Source organism: Streptomyces luteireticuli (assembly GCF_041519305.1).
GTDB classification, from domain to species: Bacteria; Actinomycetota; Actinomycetes; order Streptomycetales; family Streptomycetaceae; genus Streptomyces; species Streptomyces luteireticuli.
Window position 1 is genome coordinate 4,522,183 of the sequence record NZ_CP167927.1, and the last position, 15,471, is coordinate 4,537,653.

The 15,471-nt window shown below is 72.4% G+C and carries 18 protein-coding genes and 1 tRNA gene; 4 read left to right on the top strand and 15 right to left on the bottom strand.

The features are described from left to right. Positions 1-16 precede the first annotated feature (16 nt). On the bottom strand, positions 17-490 hold the full coding sequence (locus tag AB8735_RS20110) for a MarR family transcriptional regulator (protein ID WP_344019182.1): 474 nt from the start codon (positions 488-490) through the stop codon (positions 17-19). Positions 491-691: 201 nt separating this feature from the next. Here AB8735_RS20110 and AB8735_RS20115 point away from each other — a divergent pair, with 201 nt between their 5' ends. After that, positions 692-916, top strand: coding sequence for a hypothetical protein (locus tag AB8735_RS20115; protein ID WP_344019184.1), 225 nt, complete (start codon positions 692-694; stop codon positions 914-916). Positions 917-1,260: 344 nt separating this feature from the next. Here AB8735_RS20115 and AB8735_RS20120 read toward each other — a convergent pair whose 3' ends face one another. The 4 genes from AB8735_RS20120 to AB8735_RS20135 all read right to left on the bottom strand — a co-directional run bounded on the left by AB8735_RS20120 (position 1,261) and on the right by AB8735_RS20135 (position 3,876). Beyond that, positions 1,261-2,097, bottom strand: coding sequence for an RNA polymerase sigma factor SigF (locus AB8735_RS20120; protein WP_344019186.1), 837 nt, complete (start codon positions 2,095-2,097; stop codon positions 1,261-1,263). A 221-nt stretch (positions 2,098-2,318) separates the two neighbouring features. After that, positions 2,319-3,191 carry an RNA polymerase sigma factor SigF gene (locus AB8735_RS20125; RefSeq protein WP_372408681.1) on the bottom strand — a complete coding sequence of 291 codons (873 nt, stop codon included), beginning with the start codon at positions 3,189-3,191 and terminating at the stop codon, positions 2,319-2,321. A gap of 198 nt (positions 3,192-3,389) precedes the next feature. Further along, positions 3,390-3,683 (bottom strand): Dabb family protein, encoded by a 294-nt coding sequence (locus AB8735_RS20130; protein WP_344019190.1) that lies wholly within the window; start codon positions 3,681-3,683, stop codon positions 3,390-3,392. Between the two features lie 28 nt (positions 3,684-3,711). After that, the gene (locus tag AB8735_RS20135) at positions 3,712-3,876 is read right to left on the bottom strand and encodes a hypothetical protein (protein ID WP_372408682.1); all 165 of its coding nucleotides are present in this window, start codon (positions 3,874-3,876) and stop codon (positions 3,712-3,714) included. 662 nt (positions 3,877-4,538) lie between these two features. Here AB8735_RS20135 and AB8735_RS20140 point away from each other — a divergent pair. After that, positions 4,539-4,919, top strand: a complete 381-nt coding sequence (locus tag AB8735_RS20140; protein WP_344019192.1) for an STAS domain-containing protein — start codon at positions 4,539-4,541, stop codon at positions 4,917-4,919. Between the two features lie 92 nt (positions 4,920-5,011). On the opposite strand, the gene AB8735_RS20145 is transcribed toward AB8735_RS20140, so the two are convergent. The 4 genes from AB8735_RS20145 to AB8735_RS20160 form a co-directional block, all read right to left on the bottom strand. Next, positions 5,012-5,099: transfer RNA gene (locus AB8735_RS20145), tRNA-Ser, on the bottom strand. A gap of 69 nt (positions 5,100-5,168) precedes the next feature. Further along, positions 5,169-5,651 (bottom strand): tRNA adenosine(34) deaminase TadA, encoded by a 483-nt coding sequence (tadA, locus tag AB8735_RS20150; RefSeq protein WP_344019194.1) that lies wholly within the window; start codon positions 5,649-5,651, stop codon positions 5,169-5,171. A gap of 34 nt (positions 5,652-5,685) precedes the next feature. Then, positions 5,686-6,210 (bottom strand): hypothetical protein, encoded by a 525-nt coding sequence (locus tag AB8735_RS20155; protein WP_372411879.1) that lies wholly within the window; start codon positions 6,208-6,210, stop codon positions 5,686-5,688. A gap of 186 nt (positions 6,211-6,396) precedes the next feature. Further along, the gene (locus AB8735_RS20160) at positions 6,397-6,609 is read right to left on the bottom strand and encodes a hypothetical protein (RefSeq protein WP_372408683.1); all 213 of its coding nucleotides are present in this window, start codon (positions 6,607-6,609) and stop codon (positions 6,397-6,399) included. A 150-nt stretch (positions 6,610-6,759) separates the two neighbouring features. Here AB8735_RS20160 and upp point away from each other — a divergent pair, with 150 nt between their 5' ends. Next, the gene (upp, locus tag AB8735_RS20165) at positions 6,760-7,395 is read left to right on the top strand and encodes a uracil phosphoribosyltransferase (RefSeq protein WP_344019198.1); all 636 of its coding nucleotides are present in this window, start codon (positions 6,760-6,762) and stop codon (positions 7,393-7,395) included. A gap of 4 nt (positions 7,396-7,399) precedes the next feature. Here the strand turns inward: upp and AB8735_RS20170 are convergent, their stop codons facing one another. The 4 genes from AB8735_RS20170 to AB8735_RS20185 all read right to left on the bottom strand — a co-directional run bounded on the left by AB8735_RS20170 (position 7,400) and on the right by AB8735_RS20185 (position 10,008). Beyond that, positions 7,400-8,062 carry a LytR C-terminal domain-containing protein gene (locus AB8735_RS20170; protein WP_344019201.1) on the bottom strand — a complete coding sequence of 221 codons (663 nt, stop codon included), beginning with the start codon at positions 8,060-8,062 and terminating at the stop codon, positions 7,400-7,402. A 136-nt stretch (positions 8,063-8,198) separates the two neighbouring features. Continuing rightward, positions 8,199-8,495 (bottom strand): type II toxin-antitoxin system VapB family antitoxin, encoded by a 297-nt coding sequence (locus tag AB8735_RS20175; RefSeq protein ID WP_004943146.1) that lies wholly within the window; start codon positions 8,493-8,495, stop codon positions 8,199-8,201. 129 nt (positions 8,496-8,624) lie between these two features. Beyond that, positions 8,625-9,218, bottom strand: a complete 594-nt coding sequence (locus AB8735_RS20180; protein ID WP_344019203.1) for an HhH-GPD-type base excision DNA repair protein — start codon at positions 9,216-9,218, stop codon at positions 8,625-8,627. Positions 9,219-9,255: 37 nt separating this feature from the next. Beyond that, entirely contained in the window at positions 9,256-10,008 is a 753-nt protein-coding gene (locus AB8735_RS20185) for an SDR family NAD(P)-dependent oxidoreductase (protein WP_372408684.1), read from the bottom strand. A gap of 200 nt (positions 10,009-10,208) precedes the next feature. Here AB8735_RS20185 and AB8735_RS20190 point away from each other — a divergent pair, with 200 nt between their 5' ends. Continuing rightward, positions 10,209-11,081, top strand: coding sequence for an alpha/beta hydrolase (locus AB8735_RS20190; protein ID WP_344019207.1), 873 nt, complete (start codon positions 10,209-10,211; stop codon positions 11,079-11,081). Between the two features lie 133 nt (positions 11,082-11,214). On the opposite strand, the gene AB8735_RS20195 is transcribed toward AB8735_RS20190, so the two are convergent. Both AB8735_RS20195 and AB8735_RS20200 read right to left on the bottom strand, forming a co-directional pair. Then, the gene (locus AB8735_RS20195) at positions 11,215-13,458 is read right to left on the bottom strand and encodes a UvrD-helicase domain-containing protein (protein WP_372408685.1); all 2,244 of its coding nucleotides are present in this window, start codon (positions 13,456-13,458) and stop codon (positions 11,215-11,217) included. A 1,238-nt stretch (positions 13,459-14,696) separates the two neighbouring features. Next, positions 14,697-15,458, bottom strand: a complete 762-nt coding sequence (locus tag AB8735_RS20200) for a TetR/AcrR family transcriptional regulator (RefSeq protein ID WP_372408686.1) — start codon at positions 15,456-15,458, stop codon at positions 14,697-14,699. Positions 15,459-15,471: the final 13 nt, after the last annotated feature.

Sequence of the window (15,471 nt, forward strand, 5' to 3'; positions counted from 1 at the left end):
ATCATGCTTCGTACGGTCATGTGGCGGTGCGGGCCGCGAGCTCCCGGGCCGGGAGGTGCGGACGGCACTCGCCGAAGCTCTCGCGGAGCCGGGCGAGCAGCCCGATGGCGTGGGCGACGTCGGCGTCGCTCCAGTCGCTCAGGCAGTGCGCCAGCGCCTCGGTGTAGCGGGTGCTCACCTCGTCGAGCAGGGCCGCGCCGCCGGGCGTGAGGCTCAGCAGCCGGGAGCGCTTGTCCAGGTGGTCCGGACGGCGCTCGAGCCAGCCGCGCTCGGCGGCGTACGCGACGTGTCGGCTGGTCACCGACATGTCGACGACCAGCAGCTCCGCGAGCTTGCTCATGCGCATCTCGCCGTACCGCTTGAGCAGTTCGAGCACGATGACCGAGGTGGGCGGGCAGTCGGGGGGGAGGACCCGGGCGAGGCCGCGCTTGATGACGCCAATGGCGCCGAGCTGCTGGGCGAGCTCGTGGTACTGCTCGTGCGCGGCCAACCGACCCTCCCGTTTAAGTTGCTTAGGGCAACCATAAGAAGCTTGGTTGCTGAAGGCAAATGAAAAGCGGTAAAGGGTCGGTCAAAGTTCAATGATCAAGGAATCGGCGGGTGCCCGGCCGAGGGGAAGCGCGCTGCGGACGGCCGGAAATCCCGGCCCCTCCGCGCGGTCCGGGACCCGTCTTCGCTAGGGTCCTGAACCATGGCCAACCCCCATCAGTACCAGCCTGAGGGCAACCAGGACCCGGCGGGCAGCACCCAGATGTTCCGTGCCTTCGTCGACGAGGGCGCCCCCGGCCCGCAGGCGGCGGCTCCGTCCTCCCGGGGCCGTCGTGCCCCTTCCTCCGGTCCCCGAGTGGGCCTGATCGTCGGCGTGCTCGTCGCGATCGTGGTCGTGGCGACGGTGGCCTGGATGGCGCTCGCCTGACGCGGCGCCCCGGGCGCTGCGGATCCTCGGCGCACGGCCGCCCGGGCGGCGGTGCGCCGCTGCGGCCTGCCCGGAGACGGGCGGGCGCGTCCACGACGGGGCGTCTCCCGCGCGGACGGGGATGTCCTCCCCCGAGCTCTCGGCTTCGCCCGAGCAGGGGGCGCCCCCACCGGCGGGGCGCGGACCCGCGGCCGTCCCCGGGTACGGGACGGGTCGGGGTGGTGCGGACGTCCTTGCGGCCGGACGGCCCGGCGGCCCCCGCCGCGACTGTGCTCGCGGCCGCCGCTGCCGTGTCCGGGGAACGGTTGACGGATGAAGGTCGGCCGGACGCCGTGCGGCGCCCGTCAGTCGGCGATCAGGCCCTCGCGCAGCTGGGAGAGCGTCCGCGTCAGCAGCCGCGAGACGTGCATCTGGGAGATGCCGACCTCCTCGCCGATCTGGGACTGCGTCATGTTCGCGAAGAACCGGAGCATGATGATCTGGCGTTCCCGCGGCGGCAGTTTGGCCAGCAGTGGCTTGAGCGACTCCCGGTACTCCACGCCCTCCAGCGCCGTGTCCTCGTAACCGAGGCGGTCGGCCAGCGAGCCCTCGCCGCCGTCGTCCTCGGGCGAGGGGGAGTCCAGCGAGCTGGCCGTGTAGGCGTTGCCCACCGCGAGGCCGTCGACCACGTCCTCCTCGGAGACGCCCAGGCACAGGGCCAGTTCGGGCACCGTCGGCGAGCGGTCCAGCTTCTGCGCGAGCTCGTCGCTGGCCTTCGTCAGGGCGAGCCGGAGCTCCTGGAGCCGGCGCGGCACCCTGACCGACCAACTGGTGTCCCGGAAGAAGCGTTTGATCTCACCGACCACGGTGGGCATCGCGAACGTGGGGAATTCCACCCCCCGTTCGCAGTCGAAGCGGTCGATGGCCTTGATCAGCCCGATGGTGCCGACCTGGACGATGTCCTCCATCGGCTCGTTGCGGCTCCGGAAGCGCGCCGCCGCGTACCGCACCAGGGGGAGGTTGAGCTCGATGAGGGTGTCACGGACGTACGTACGCTCGGCGCTGTCCCGCTCCAGGGCCGCCAGCCGCAGGAACAGGGAGCGGGAGAGGGTGCGGGTGTCGATGGCTTCGCAGTCGGCCGGCACGGCGTGCGGTGCGTCGTCAGTGGCGAGCACCTTCGCGCTGCCCAGGTCTACGGACATGCCACCCCCTTGAGGTCGCGGACGGATCACAGCGGGACCCCGGTCACAGGCACGGTGCGAGGGGTTCAGCCTCCACCTGAATACCGGAGGCTGCGCTGTGGCAAACGCAGTTCCAGCAGAATGTCACATGTCGGCAACACGCTGTAGCGTCAAGTCGACATATCTGCCGCACGACCTCGGGGGGCACCCGGAAGCGTCAAGGGGCGTGTCCCCCACACGGGTTACGCATCGATTCGATTTGCGGAGCGCAGCCGGGCGAAGCTCCGGGAGAGCAGCCTCGACACATGCATCTGGGACACCCCCAGCTCCGCGCTGATCTGGGACTGCGTCAGATTGCTGTAGTAGCGCAGCAGCAGGATGCGCTGCTCGCGCTCCGGCAGCTGGACGAGCAGGTGGCGCACGAGATCGCGGTGCTCCACTCCGGCGAGCGCCGGGTCCTCGTAGCCGATGCGGTCCAGCAGGCCGGGCAGGCCGTCGCCCTCCTGGGCGGCCTCCAGCGAGGTCGCGTGGTACGAGCGCCCCGCCTCGATGCAGGCGAGCACCTCGTCCTCGCCGATCTTCAGCCGCTCGGCGATCTCGGCGGTGGTCGGCGACCGCCCGTGCAGCACGGTGAGGTCCTCGGTGGCGCCGTTGACCTGCACCCACAGCTCGTGCAGCCGGCGCGGCACGTGCACCGTGCGCACGTTGTCGCGGAAGTAACGCTTGATCTCGCCGACGACGGTGGGCATGGCGAAGGTCGGGAACTGGACGCCCCGGTCGGGGTCGAAGCGGTCGATCGCGTTGATGAGTCCGATGGTGCCGACCTGGATCACGTCCTCCATCGGCTCGTTGCGGCTGCGAAAACGCGCCGCCGCGTACCGCACGAGCGGGAGGTTGGCCTCGATCAGGGCGGCGCGCACGCGGGCGTGCTCGGGGGTGCCCGGCTCCAGTCGGGAGAACTCCTTGAAGAGCACCTGGGTCAGCGCCCTGGCGTCCGCGCCCCGGCTCTCCCGGGTCGGCGCCCCCGGGGCCTGCGGGGGGTTCTCCTCCGACGTCGTCTCCCCTGACGCCGTCTCTCCTGACGCTGTCTCCTCTGGCGCTGTACGGGCCGGCACGGTCACACCACCCTTCGCGGTCAGCTCCAGGGCAACTCATCCGTCAAAAGCGGTCATAGCATCACAAGACATGTCCACTGTGTGCAAGCACCGCATTACTCCGTGTTGACCGTGGGGGTGGGCTGCGGAGCGGCACGCGCAACGGCCCCCTGCCGTGGGGCGGGGGGCCGTTGCGGGGTGCGGGGGAGGAGCCGCGGTTCAGAACGGGTAGTCGGCGATCACCCACGTGGCGAACTCCCGCCACTGGGCGGCCGCCGCCCGGTGCGCCGGGTGGTCCAGGTACCGCTGGAGGGCCTCGGCGTCCTCGACGGCGGAATTGACGGCGAAGTCGTAGGCGATCGGCCGGTCCGAGATGTTCCAGGCGCACTCCCAGAAGCGGAGTTCGGGGACGGCGCCGTCCAGGCGCTCGAACGCCTCCACGCCGGCGAGCACCCGGGGGTCGTCGCGGTCGACGCCCTCGTTGAGCTTGAACAGGACGAGATGACGGATCACGGTTATGCCGCCTTCCGGGCCGCGGGACTCAATTGATGAGCTGGGTCATGAACTCGCCGATGCTCTTGGCGGCGTCCGAGATCCCTTCGAAGCCTATCTGCACGAGTTCGGCCGCCCGGGCGGGGGAGTGGATGATCGTGTACCCCACGAATACGACGAGGATCCAGAATGTGACCTTCTTGGCCTGCGCCATGCCGTAACCGCCTCCCCGTCCCGTCGTCCGTCCCCCGGAGCGCTCGCGAGAGTCTAACCGCACACATGGACGAGCGATCATGCTCGACCGGGGCTGCGGCCGCACCGTCCCCGGCCCGTACTCACGCCGTCTTTAAGGACTTAAGGCCCTGCAAAGCGGGCCCTTCGCCCGCCTGTCCGCGGTATTCGGGGACGGAGGATGGGGGGACGCCCGTTCGGATCTGGCAGGAATTCGAAGGGCGGGGACATGGATCCTCTCTGCGGGGTCCGGGCCGCGAGCTTCCCCCCTGACTGCGGCCCGAACTCGGAGGCCATGTCCTCATGGGGGGAAGCGGCTTGTCCCCCCGATGCCGCTTCCCCCCTCCTGCGTCAGCCGGGCCCCGGCTCCGGACCGTTTCGCGCACTTGGTCCGGAGCCGGGGCCCCGTGCATTTCCGGCGGCTCCGTTCCCGGCCCGTTCCGGCCCACGATTTCCCTAACTCCGATGAACTCTGGGTCTGTTGAGGTGAGAAGAGCCCATGCCCGGGGCACCAGAAAGGCACACGGCCCGAGGCGTTCCCCCGGATTACGGGACCGGCCGTCCCGGTGCGTGCGAGCGGGTCCCTTACGGGGCAGACCACTGCCCCGGGGTGGCAGGCCAGTGAGGGAGAACGGTGAGGTTCGCATGGGCGGGTACGAGCTCGCCTTCACCATGCGGGAGCGTGTGGCGGGGGGAGCGGTCACCATTGAACTGGTGGGAGAGATCGACATCTTGGCGGAGCAGGAACTGGCCCCGCGGATCGAGGCGTTGGCCGGACGGTGCCGCGCCGACCTCGTCATCGATCTGCGGGGAGTGACGTTTCTGGACGCGAGCGGGCTGCGGTTGCTGCTCCGTGCGCGGAACCGGGCGGTGCGCTGCGGCGGCCGGCTGCGCGTGGTGCGGGGCGGACCCCGGGTGTCGAAGGTGATCAGGGTCGTCCGGCTGGAGGCCGCGTTCAGCTGGCTGGACGCGCCGCCGGGGGCCGATGTGGCGTGCGGTCCGCGGGACGGGAGCGTGCCGGCGTAGCCGCCCCTCACCTGCCGGACGGGCTGTCACGGGCCCGGCCGGGAAACGGCCGAGGGCCCGACCTGGTTCAGGTCGGGCCCTCGGGCGAAGAGCGGTAGCGGAGGGATTTGAACCCTCGGTGAGGTGTTGCCCCACACTCGCTTTCGAGGCGAGCTCCTTCGGCCGCTCGGACACGCTACCGAGAGGAAGCTTAGCGGACGATGGGCCGTACTCCGAAATCGGTTCCCGGAAGGCGCGGGGGCGGGGCGGTCAGCGGTCGCGGAAGAAGCGGGTGAGAAGCGCGGAACACTCGTCCGCGAGGACCCCGGAGACCACTTCGGGGCGGTGGTTGAGGCGTCGGTCACGCACGACGTCCCACAGGGAGCCGGCCGCCCCGGCCTTCTCGTCGACCGCGCCGTAGACGACGCGGTCCACGCGGGAGAGGACGATGGCCCCCGCGCACATGGTGCACGGCTCCAGGGTGACCACCAGGGTGCAGCCGGAGAGCCGCCACTCCCCGACGGCGCGGGCGGCCTCGCGGAGGGCGAGCACCTCCGCGTGCCCGGTCGGGTCGCCGGTGGCCTCGCGCTCGTTGCGGCCCCGGCCGATCACGGTGCCGTCCGGGGCCAGGACGACGGCCCCGACCGGGACGTCGCCGGTGGCGGGAGCCCGCTCGGCCTCCTCCAGGGCGGCGCGCATGGGCTCCTGCCAGGGTGCTCGGACGGGATCGGGGCCGGGCTGGGCGTCGTTCATGGGACCAGTGTGAGCGAGGGGGCCGTGGGGACGGTCAGCGGACGGCCTCCAGGACCTCGGTGCAGCCGAGTGCGTCGGCGATCCCGCCCAGGGCGTCCCCGTCGAGGGCGAGGAGCTGCTTCTCGCCCACCCCGACGTCGTCGAGGAGGCGGGAGTCGCCCAGCGGGCCGCTCGGCACCGCCTCCTCGGCCTCGGGCTCCTCGTCGCGGTCCTCGGCCTCGGGCTCGCCGTCCTCCGTGCCGTCGAGGTCGAGGGTGTCGAGGTCGTCGTCCTCGCCCTTGTCCCGGCCGAGCAGTTCGTCGACGAGCAGGGCGCCGTAGGAGCTGCGGGCGGCGGAGGTCGCGTCCGAGATGAAGACGCGGGGGTCGTCGTCGCCGTCCACCCGGATGATGCCGAACCAGGCGTCCTCCTGCTCGATGAGCACCAGGACCGTGTCGTCGTCGACGGCGGCCTCGCGGGCCAGGTCGGCGAGATCGGTCAGGGTCTCCACGTTGTCGAGGTCTGTGTCGCTCGCTTGCCACCCGTCGTCGGAGCGCGCGAGCAATGCGGCGAAGTACACCGTGACTCTCCCACTGGTCATAGGCGGTGCCGGGCCGGACGGGGACAGCACCCCGCCCACTCGGAATCGTGGCAGAAACCCGGCCGTTGCGAGAGGTCTTCCGCGCTGCGTCGTGCAGTAGTCCGAGAGATGTGGCTCACCCGGCGGCCGGGTCACCGCCATCCGGGCGCCCGCCGGTCCGGGCCGTCACCACCGGAACGTACGCATCCGCATCTGTTGGCGCATCCGGGCGGCCCTCGCCCTGCGCGGCTGCACCCGGTCGCGCAGCTCTCTCGCCTCGTTCAGCTCGCGGAGGAACTGCGCGCGCCTGCGCCGTCTCTCCGCGTCGCCGTCGGCGGGCGCCTCCGGCCCGCCCGTGCCCTCGGGGGGCTCCGCTTCTCGTTCGTCACGGTCGGCCATGGGCAGCACCACCTCGTGCCGAGGTCCTCGCCCGGTGGGGCGCACCGGGCGTACGTGCCCACTTTCCCTCCAAGTGGTGGTTTGATGCCACCGTGCGGCCGGGAGGCAGGCCGGGAGCCGGTGTCCGAAAGCTCGGTTAATGTCGTTGTCATGCGGATCCACGTCGTCGACCACCCGCTGGTGGCGCACAAACTCACCACGCTGCGCGACAAGCGCACCGATTCCCCCACGTTCCGGCGGCTCGCCGACGAGCTGGTCACCCTGCTCGCCTATGAGGCGACGCGTGACGTGCGGACCGAGCAGGTCGACATCGAGTCGCCGGTCACCGCGACCACCGGCGTCAAGCTGTCGCACCCGCGGCCGCTCGTCGTGCCGATCCTGCGCGCGGGCCTGGGCATGCTCGACGGCATGGTCCGCCTGCTGCCCACGGCCGAGGTCGGCTTCCTGGGCATGATCCGCAACGAGGAGACCCTCAAGGCGGAGACCTACGCGACGCGCATGCCGGACGACCTCTCCGGCCGCCAGGTGTACGTCCTCGACCCGATGCTGGCCACCGGCGGCACCCTCGTCGCGGCGATCAACGAGCTGATCCGGCGCGGCGCGGACGACGTCACGGCGATCTGCCTCCTCGCCGCCCCGGAGGGCGTCGAGGTCATGGAGCGCGAGCTGGCGGGCGCGCCGGTGACCGTGGTCACCGCCTCGGTGGACGAGCGCCTCAACGAGGACGGCTACATCGTCCCGGGTCTCGGCGACGCGGGCGACCGCATGTACGGGACGGCCGGCTGACCGGTCAGCACTTGGCGGCACCCCCGGACGGCGAGGACACCGGCGGGGAGGCCGCCGGTCCGGGGCTCGTGCCCTTCCGGGGCGCGAGCTCCTTGAACCCGGCGCCGATGATCAGGTCGATCTCCTCGCTCTTGCGGACGTCGGCCTTGACCTCGGCTCCCTCCACCTGTTCCTGGAGCACGCGCATCGCCGTGTCGGTGTCGTCCGGGGCGCCCAGCAGCAGCGCCGTCCCGTTCACGTTCTTGTCGTAGGGCGCCGGGGCGTTGCCCACCTTGCCGATGCGGAAGCCGCGCTGCTTGAGCTCGTCCGCGGTGGTCTTGGCGAGGCCGCTGCGCGGCGTGGCGTTGTAGACGTTGACGGTGATGTCGGCGGGCCTGGGGAGCTGCTCGCGCGGGGCGGCGTGGCCGGCCGCCCGTGCGTCGGTGTGGTCGTCGTGCGCGGCCCTGCCGCAGTCGCCGTTCTTGCGGGCCGCCTGCGGGGAGCCCCCGCCGCCCGAGAAGGCGTCGACGAGCTGGAGCGTCCCCCAGCCACCCAGTCCCAGGACGGCCACCGCGGCAACGGCGGCGAGCGCGATCCTTCTCGGGCTCCTCGGCCGCCGCATGTGCGGGAATCGACGGCCCGTGACGCGATACTTTCCGCCCATGCCAGGAGGGGTGAGCATGCTCATGCGCGCAGCGTAGTGCGGGCGGGGGCCGGTGCCTACTAGATGATCAACGGTTGCGCCGACCCCAACCCAAAAGGGCCAATACCCGCTGTAAACCTCTGTGAAATCAGGGGTGAGGGGCCATGGAAGGGCCCACTGGTCAGTCCAGTTCGAGCACGCGTGCGTGCAGGACCTGACGCTGCTGGAGGGCCGCGCGGACCGCGCGGTGCAGGCCGTCCTCCAGGTAGAGGTCGCCCTGCCACTTCACGACGTGGGCGAAGAGGTCGCCGTAGAAGGTCGAGTCCTCCGCGAGCAGCGTCTCGAGGTCGAGCTGCTGCTTGGTGGTCACCAGCTGGTCAAGGCGTACCGGGCGCGGGGCGACGTCCGCCCACTGGCGGGTGCTTTCCCGGCCGTGGTCGGGGTACGGCCGACCGTTTCCGATGCGCTTGAAGATCACACGGAAAGCCTACCGGGCCCGCGGCTCCCGGCGCAGCCATGGCGCGGGAGTCGGAAGGCGACAATCGGCCGCAAACCGGGAGCCGCCCGGCCGAGGGAACGATTGTGCACAGGCTGTGGACCGGTGGCGTCAGCCCTTCGCGGCCTTGGCCGCCCGCTTCATCTCCTGCTTGTAGGCGCGGACCTCGGCCAGTGAACCGGGCCCCGTGATGTCGGCGACCGAGCGGCGGCTGCCCTCCTCGCCGTACGGGCCCGCCGCGGCGCGCCAGCCCTCCGGCCGCACCCCGAGCTGCTTGCCCAGCAGCGCCAGGAAGATCCGGGCCTTCTGCGTGCCGAATCCGGGCAGGTCCTCCAGCCGGGCCAGCAGCTCGCGGCCGCTGCCGGCGTCCCGCCACAGCGCGGTGACGTCGCCGTCGTAGTGCTCGACGAGATATCGGCACAGCACCTGCACCCGTTTCGCCATGGCCGCCGGATAGCGGTGCACGGCCGGCTTCCGCGCGCACAGCTCCTCGAACGCCTCGGGGTCGTAGGCGGCGATCTCGTGGGCGTCCAGGTCGTCGCGGCCGAGCCGGCGGGCGATGGTGTACGGGCCGGTGAAGGCCCACTCCATGGGGATCTGCTGGTCGAGCAGCATCCCGGTCAGGGCCGCCAGCGGGCTGCGCGAGAGCAGCGCGTCGGCCTCGGTCTGCTGGGCGAGCCGAAGGGGGTGCTCCGTGGCGTCCATGGCACCGATGATCCCTCCGGCCCGTCCCCGCCGCACGTCACGCGATGGTGGTGAGCCGCCGCTCCACGGCCTTGGGGTCGTGACTCCATTCCTCCCCGATCTGCTCGGCGAAGGGGTCGGGGAAGATCTCCTCCGCCCCCGCCTCGATGCCGTCGACGATCGCCCGGGCCACGTCGGCCGTGGTCGCGCGGGGGAAGTCGGCCATGGCGGGCAGGCCGGCCGAGGCCAGCCGCAGCATGTCCGTGTCGACCGGCCCGGGGAAGACCGCGTGCACGGTGATGCCGCGCGGGGCGAGGTCCGGCCGGACGGCCTGGGTCAGTGCGTTGAGCGCGGCCTTCGAGGCGGGATAGGCGCCCATGGACGGCGTCCCGCCGAAGGCGCCGACGCTGATGATGTTGGCCACGGCCCCGCCGCCGTTGCCCTCGACTACGGGTGCGAAGGCGCGCAGGACGCGCAGCGTGCCAAGCCAGTTGGTGTTCATCACGGTCTCGACGTCCCTGAGGTCCATCTCCAGCAGGTGTCCCATCGCGTACACGCCCGCGTTGTTGACCAGGATCGTCACGTCGGCCGCGGTCAGGGCGGCGGAGCTGACCGAGGTGGGGTCGGTGATGTCCAGGGCGAGCGGACGGACCCGCTCCGGGTCCTGCGCGGTCACCGCCGCCAGCGTCCCGGGATCGCGCGCCCCCGCGTGGACCCGCGTCGCGCCGCGTTCCAGGAACGCGGTGACGAGGGCGCTGCCGATGCCGCGGTTGGCGCCGGTGACGAGGGCGACGGCGTTGTGGACGCGCATGGGGGCTCCTGGGGTCGGTGATGCACAGGTACCCCTTCGGCGGAGGGAGGTCACCCGCTTCGCCCGTATGCCGACGTGCAGTCGTTCGATGCCCGCACCGCGACGGGAGTGCTGAGTAGAGCGTTCGTTCTAGCGCGTGCTACGGTCTGTGTAGAACGTTCGTTACAGGACACGTTCGTCACGGCCTTGGGGGAGGACCCATGGAAACGAAGCGCATCACCGTCAACGGCATCGAGCTCGCCTACGTCGAGCAGGGCGAGGGCCCGCTCGCCCTGCTGCTGCACGGCTTCCCGGAGACCCCGGGCATGTACCGGCACTTGATGCCGGTCCTCGCGGCCGCCGGGTACCGGGCCGTCGCCCCGTACATGCGGGGCTTCGCCCCCAGCCAGGTGCCGCCGGACGGCAGCATGCTGATGAAGGACCTGGTCGCGGACGCCAACGCGCTGCACGAGGCGCTGGGCGGCGACGGCGACGCGGTCATCGTCGGCCACGACTGGGGCGGCTTCACCACCTGGGGCGCCGCGGCCCTCGCCCCGGAGCGCTGGTCGAAGGTCGTGGTGGCGGACGTCCCGCCGCTGCGCTTCTACGAGCGCCGGGCGGCCGTCCCCGAACAGATCCACAAGAACAGCCACTTCTACTTCTTCCAGATGGGCGTCGCCGACCAGCTCGTGCCGGTGAACGACTTCGGCTACCTCGACTGGCTGTGGAACCACTGGAGCGGCGACGTCGCCGGTTACGACCCCGCCGAGGACATCCGCGCGGGCAAGGAGGCCCTGCGCGACCCGGCCAACCTCCGCATGGGGCTGGGCCTTTACCGGCAGAACTTCCCCGCCGACGCGTTCGGCACGGAGAAGTGGGAGATGGGCCGGCTGCTCGCCGGGCTGCCCACGCAGCCGACCCTGTACCTGCACGGCAGCGAGGACCCGGTCGTCGACGAGGAGATCCTCGCGGACATCGTCGCCGCCCTGCCCGAGGGCTCGGACGGCGTCCTGCTCCAGGGCGTCGGCCACTTCCCGATGGTGGAGGCGCCGGAGGAGGTGAACCGGCGCATCCTGGACTTCCTCGGGAAGTGAATCCGGGTGCGACGGGCGGGAGTTCGCGCCTCGGGGGCGGTGGTCGGCCGGCCCGGCGTCCTCGAACGGCCGCCGGGCGTCCGGCGCTCGACGGCCGACGAGGCGGGGCCGTTCCCGCAGGATCCGCGGCCCCTCAGCGTGTCAGCGCACCCAAGCCCGCCGGCAGGGCGTCCGCGTGCACCACCCCCACCCGCTGCGTCGCCCTCGTCAGAGCGACGTAGAGGTCGCTCACCCCCAACTCCCCCGGCTCCACCACGATCACCGTGTCGAACTCCAGCCCCTTCGCCTGCCGCGGATCCAGCAGCACCACCGGCCGGGTGAGATCCGGTGCCACCCCGCAGGACGCCTCCGGCAGCGCGGCGGACAGCGCCGCACGGTGCCGGGGCGGTGCGATGACGGCCGTGCGGCCGCCCTCGCCCGCGTGCTCCGCGACGGCCGACGCCACCGCTCCCGGTACGTCGTCGGTCCGGCGCGCCCACGGCCGCACCCCCGTCGACCGGATCGACCGCGGGGGACGGAAGGAAGGATTCCCCTCGGCTCGGAGGACCTCCGCCGCGACCTCCATGACCTCGGACGGCGTGCGGTAGTTGACCCCCAGCCGGACGTGCTCCCAGCGGTCGCCGACGTGCGGTGCGAGGGCCTTCGCCCAGCTCCCGCAGCCGCCCGGCTCGGCGGTCTGCGCCGGGTCGCCGACCAGGGTCATGGAGCGGGTCGGGCAGCGTCGCATCAGCAGTCGCCAGGCCATGGGGGACAGTTCCTGTGCCTCGTCCACGATGATGTGGCCGAAGGCCCAGGTGCGGTCCGCCGCGGCGCGCTCGGCGGCGCTGCGGTGGTCGGCCTCCTCGTGCCGCTCGGCGAGGCGCTCGGCGTCGACGAGGTCGTGGGCGGCGAGCACCTCCGAATCCTCGTCCTCGAGCTCCTCGAACTCCTGGGTGCGCGAGCCGTACGACAGGTCGAGCACCCCCTGCGCGTACGCGATCTGCTGCTGCCGCTCGGCCTCGGCTGCGGCGCGGGCGGCCGAGTCGTCCTCGCCGAGGAGCTCGGCGGCCTCGTCGAGCAGCGGTACGTCGGCGGGCGTCCACGGCCCGTCCGCGCGGCGGATCGCCCCGGCGTCGGCCTCGGGGAGGTGGACGGGGTCGGCGAGGAAGTCCGCGACGAGTCGCTGGGGTGTGAGCGGGGGCCACAGCTCGGCGATCGCGGAGTGCACCGCGCGGCTGTCCGCGATCCCCTTGCCGAGCTGGGCGATGTCGTCCGGGCCGAGGAGACCGGGCCCGCCGTACGGGTCCGCGCCCAGCCGGTCGGCCAGTTGGGCGGTGAGCGCGTCGATCACCGAGAAGGCGAAGGTGGCGCGCGCGAGGTTGTGCGGCAGCCCCGTCTCGCGCGCCCGCCGCCGTGCCTCGCGCGCGATGCCGGCGTCCAGGAGCAGGTCGCCGTCGTCGTGCGGGATCTCCAGCGCCGGGTCGGGCAGCGTCTGCCGGTCGCGCAGGTACGCGGCCAGCCCGTCCGCCATCGCGGCACCGCCCTTGACGGCGGCCGCCCGGGGGGAATCGGTGCCGGTCGCGGTGACACCGGGGAAGAGCTCGCCGGGCGTGGCCAGCAGGACGCCGGTCTCGCCGAGCGACGGCAGCACCTCGCCGATGTAGCCGAGGAACGCCGGGTTGGGACCGACGATCAGCACGGCGCGGCGGGCCAGTTGCTCGCGGTGCGCGTACAGGAGGTACGCCGCGCGGTGCAGCGCCACGACGGTCTTGCCCGTGCCCGGGCCGCCCTCGACGACCAGGACGCCGCGGTGCGGGGCGCGGATGATCCGGTCCTGCTCGGCCTGGATGGTCTGCACGATGTCGTGCATCCGGCCGGTGCGCGCGGCGTCCAGCGAGGCCAGCAGGACGGCGTCGGCGTCGCTGCCCTCGTGACCGGTGCGTTCGGTGTCGGTGAGGTCGAGGATCTCGTCGTGCAGGGCGGTCACCTGGCGACCGCGGGTGCTGATGTGACGCCTGCGGCGCAGCCCCATCGGTGTGTGGCCGGTGGCGAGGTAGAACGGCCGGGCCACTTCGGCCCGCCAGTCGACGACCAGCGGGGTGCGCTCGGCGTCGTCGCGCCGGATGCCGATGCGCCCGATGTGGTGGTCGCGCCCGTCCCGGAAGACCAGCCGGCCGAAGCAGAGGCCGTGCTCCCCGGCCTCGAACGCGGCGAGCAGCCCGGACCGCTCCGCGACCAGGATGTCGCGCTCCAGCCGGGCCTGGAAGGTGCCGCCCGTCGCGGCCAGCGCGTCCGCCACTCCGCTTTCGGTCCGTGCGATGAGTTCTTCGAGGCGTGTGTGGAGGGTGTCGACGAATTCCTGTTCCCGGCGCAATTCCTGGTCCGAAGCATTTGACATGGTGACTCCCACCCCGATATCATGGCCTTAATAAAGCTTCTCTGTGTGCGGTGAGTTGTGCGCACAGAAACACTCAATATACGCAGGGAAATGCCCCGGACGTCAATAAGTCCGGGGCATTTTTTGTGCGGGCCCGGCGTGCGGGATCGGCGTACGGGCCTCGGCGGGGGTCGACGCCTGTCGCTCCTGGCGCGCGGCTGTGACGTGGGCGGATGACGTTCCCGGCCGGTCCGGCCGCGGACGGCCGGGGTATTTCCCGGGCGGGCGCCATGCAGGGCGGCGCCGGTGTGCCCGCTGCTTGCCGGCTCTGCTTTCCCGGCAGCATCGTGGACCCTGTTCTTTCTCCCCGCCCTGCCCTCCTGCTCTGTTCCCCGCTCTTTCCGTCCGGCGCTTTCCTGTTCGCCGGGTCAGCCGCCTCGGCGGCTGCTGCCGGACCGCGGCCGGAGCAGGGCGACTCCCAGGACCGCCGGGGTCATCAGCAGGAGGGTGAGGGTGACCAGCGAGGTGTGGCGGACCGGAGGCCGGGGCCGTGCGGTGACCGCGCCGGTCCGGAAGCGGTGTGACGCGTGCGGCGAAGGTGTCGGCGGAGGCGAGGGTGGTGGAGACGACGGCGGCGGGGGCGCGGGCACGGCCGGTACGGGTGGCGGGGGCGGGGCCGGCGGGCGCTTCGGGGGTGCGGTGACGGGCGGGGCGGGAGCGGGGCGCACGGGGCGCGGGGTACGCGTCGGCGGTGCCGGGGCGGGGCGTGCCGGGGGAGCGGGGCGCGGAGGGATCCGGCATGCGGGCGGTCTCGGAGGGGCGGGCGGCCTCGGGGAGGGCGGAGGCGGCGGGGACGGCGCGGGCGTCGGCGGCGGGGGGCAGTGGATCCACAACTCCACGGCCGCGGAGGCCGCGCGGGATGCGGCGCCGAGGGAGGCGGCACCGAAGCCGTGGACGCACAACTGCCCGCTCCCCGCGGTGCCGACGGCGTACGGGGGCGGAGTGCGGACGGCCGTGGCGGCCGTGGACGCCCGGGGCGCGGCGCGCCCGCCCGGATCCCCGGCCGCCGCTTCCGGCGCCGGACCCAGCAGCGCGACGGCGGTCACCCCCGCCAGCCACCCCGCCCGCAGCACTTCCCCCACCCGTCCCCGCACGCGGACAGCCTGTACAACGGGCGGCGGATCCAGCCGCGTTCGGGCCGCTATTCCCCCGATGGGTGGAACCGGAGGCCGTCACGTCACCGCCGGGTGTTGACGCAGTCAGTCGGTGCCGCCCGCGCCCGTCAGCCGGGCTTCCAGGCCGTCCAGCACCATGCGCAGGCCGTAGTCGAACTTCTCCTCACGGGTCTCGCGCGGGTCCTTGTGCCGCAACGAGGCGTAGTGCACCAGCAGTTGGGGGTGTCCGTCGGCGGCCTCCTCGGCGGCGGGCCACAGGCTCTCCATCCACTCGCGCTCGCTCTGCCCGTGCCGGGCGAGGGTCGTCAGCCACGCCGCCTCGGCGGTGGTGATGCCCATGACGTACGAAGTGAGCGTGGAGACCGCGAGGTCGGCCTCGCCGGCGGGGAGGCCCGCCGTCTCGAAGAGGGCGAGCATGCCCTCGGAGAGCCGCATCACGTTCGGGCCGAGCTGGGTGACGCCCAGCTCGCCGGCCACCGAGGCCATCCAGGGGTGGCGCAGGATCGTCGAGCGGAGGCTGTGCGCGCAGCGCACCGTCGCGTCCCGCCAGTCGTCCGGGGCGCCGGGCGCGGGCACCTCGACCTCGCCGTAGACGGCGTCCACGACCAGCTCGACGAGCTCGTCCTTGTTGGCCACGTGGGTGTACATCGAGGTGGCCCCGGCGTTGAGCCGGGTGCCGAGCTTCCGCATGCTCAGCGCGGCCACGCCCTCCGCGTCGAGCAGTTCGAGGGCGGTGGACACGATCTGCTCGCGGCTCAGTGCGGGCTGTTCGCGCCTGCCCCGGCGGGGGCGGGTCCACACCGAGGGGATCGGCTGCTTCGGCTGGGCCCTGTCGTCGGCCGGCATGCGGCCTCCTTTC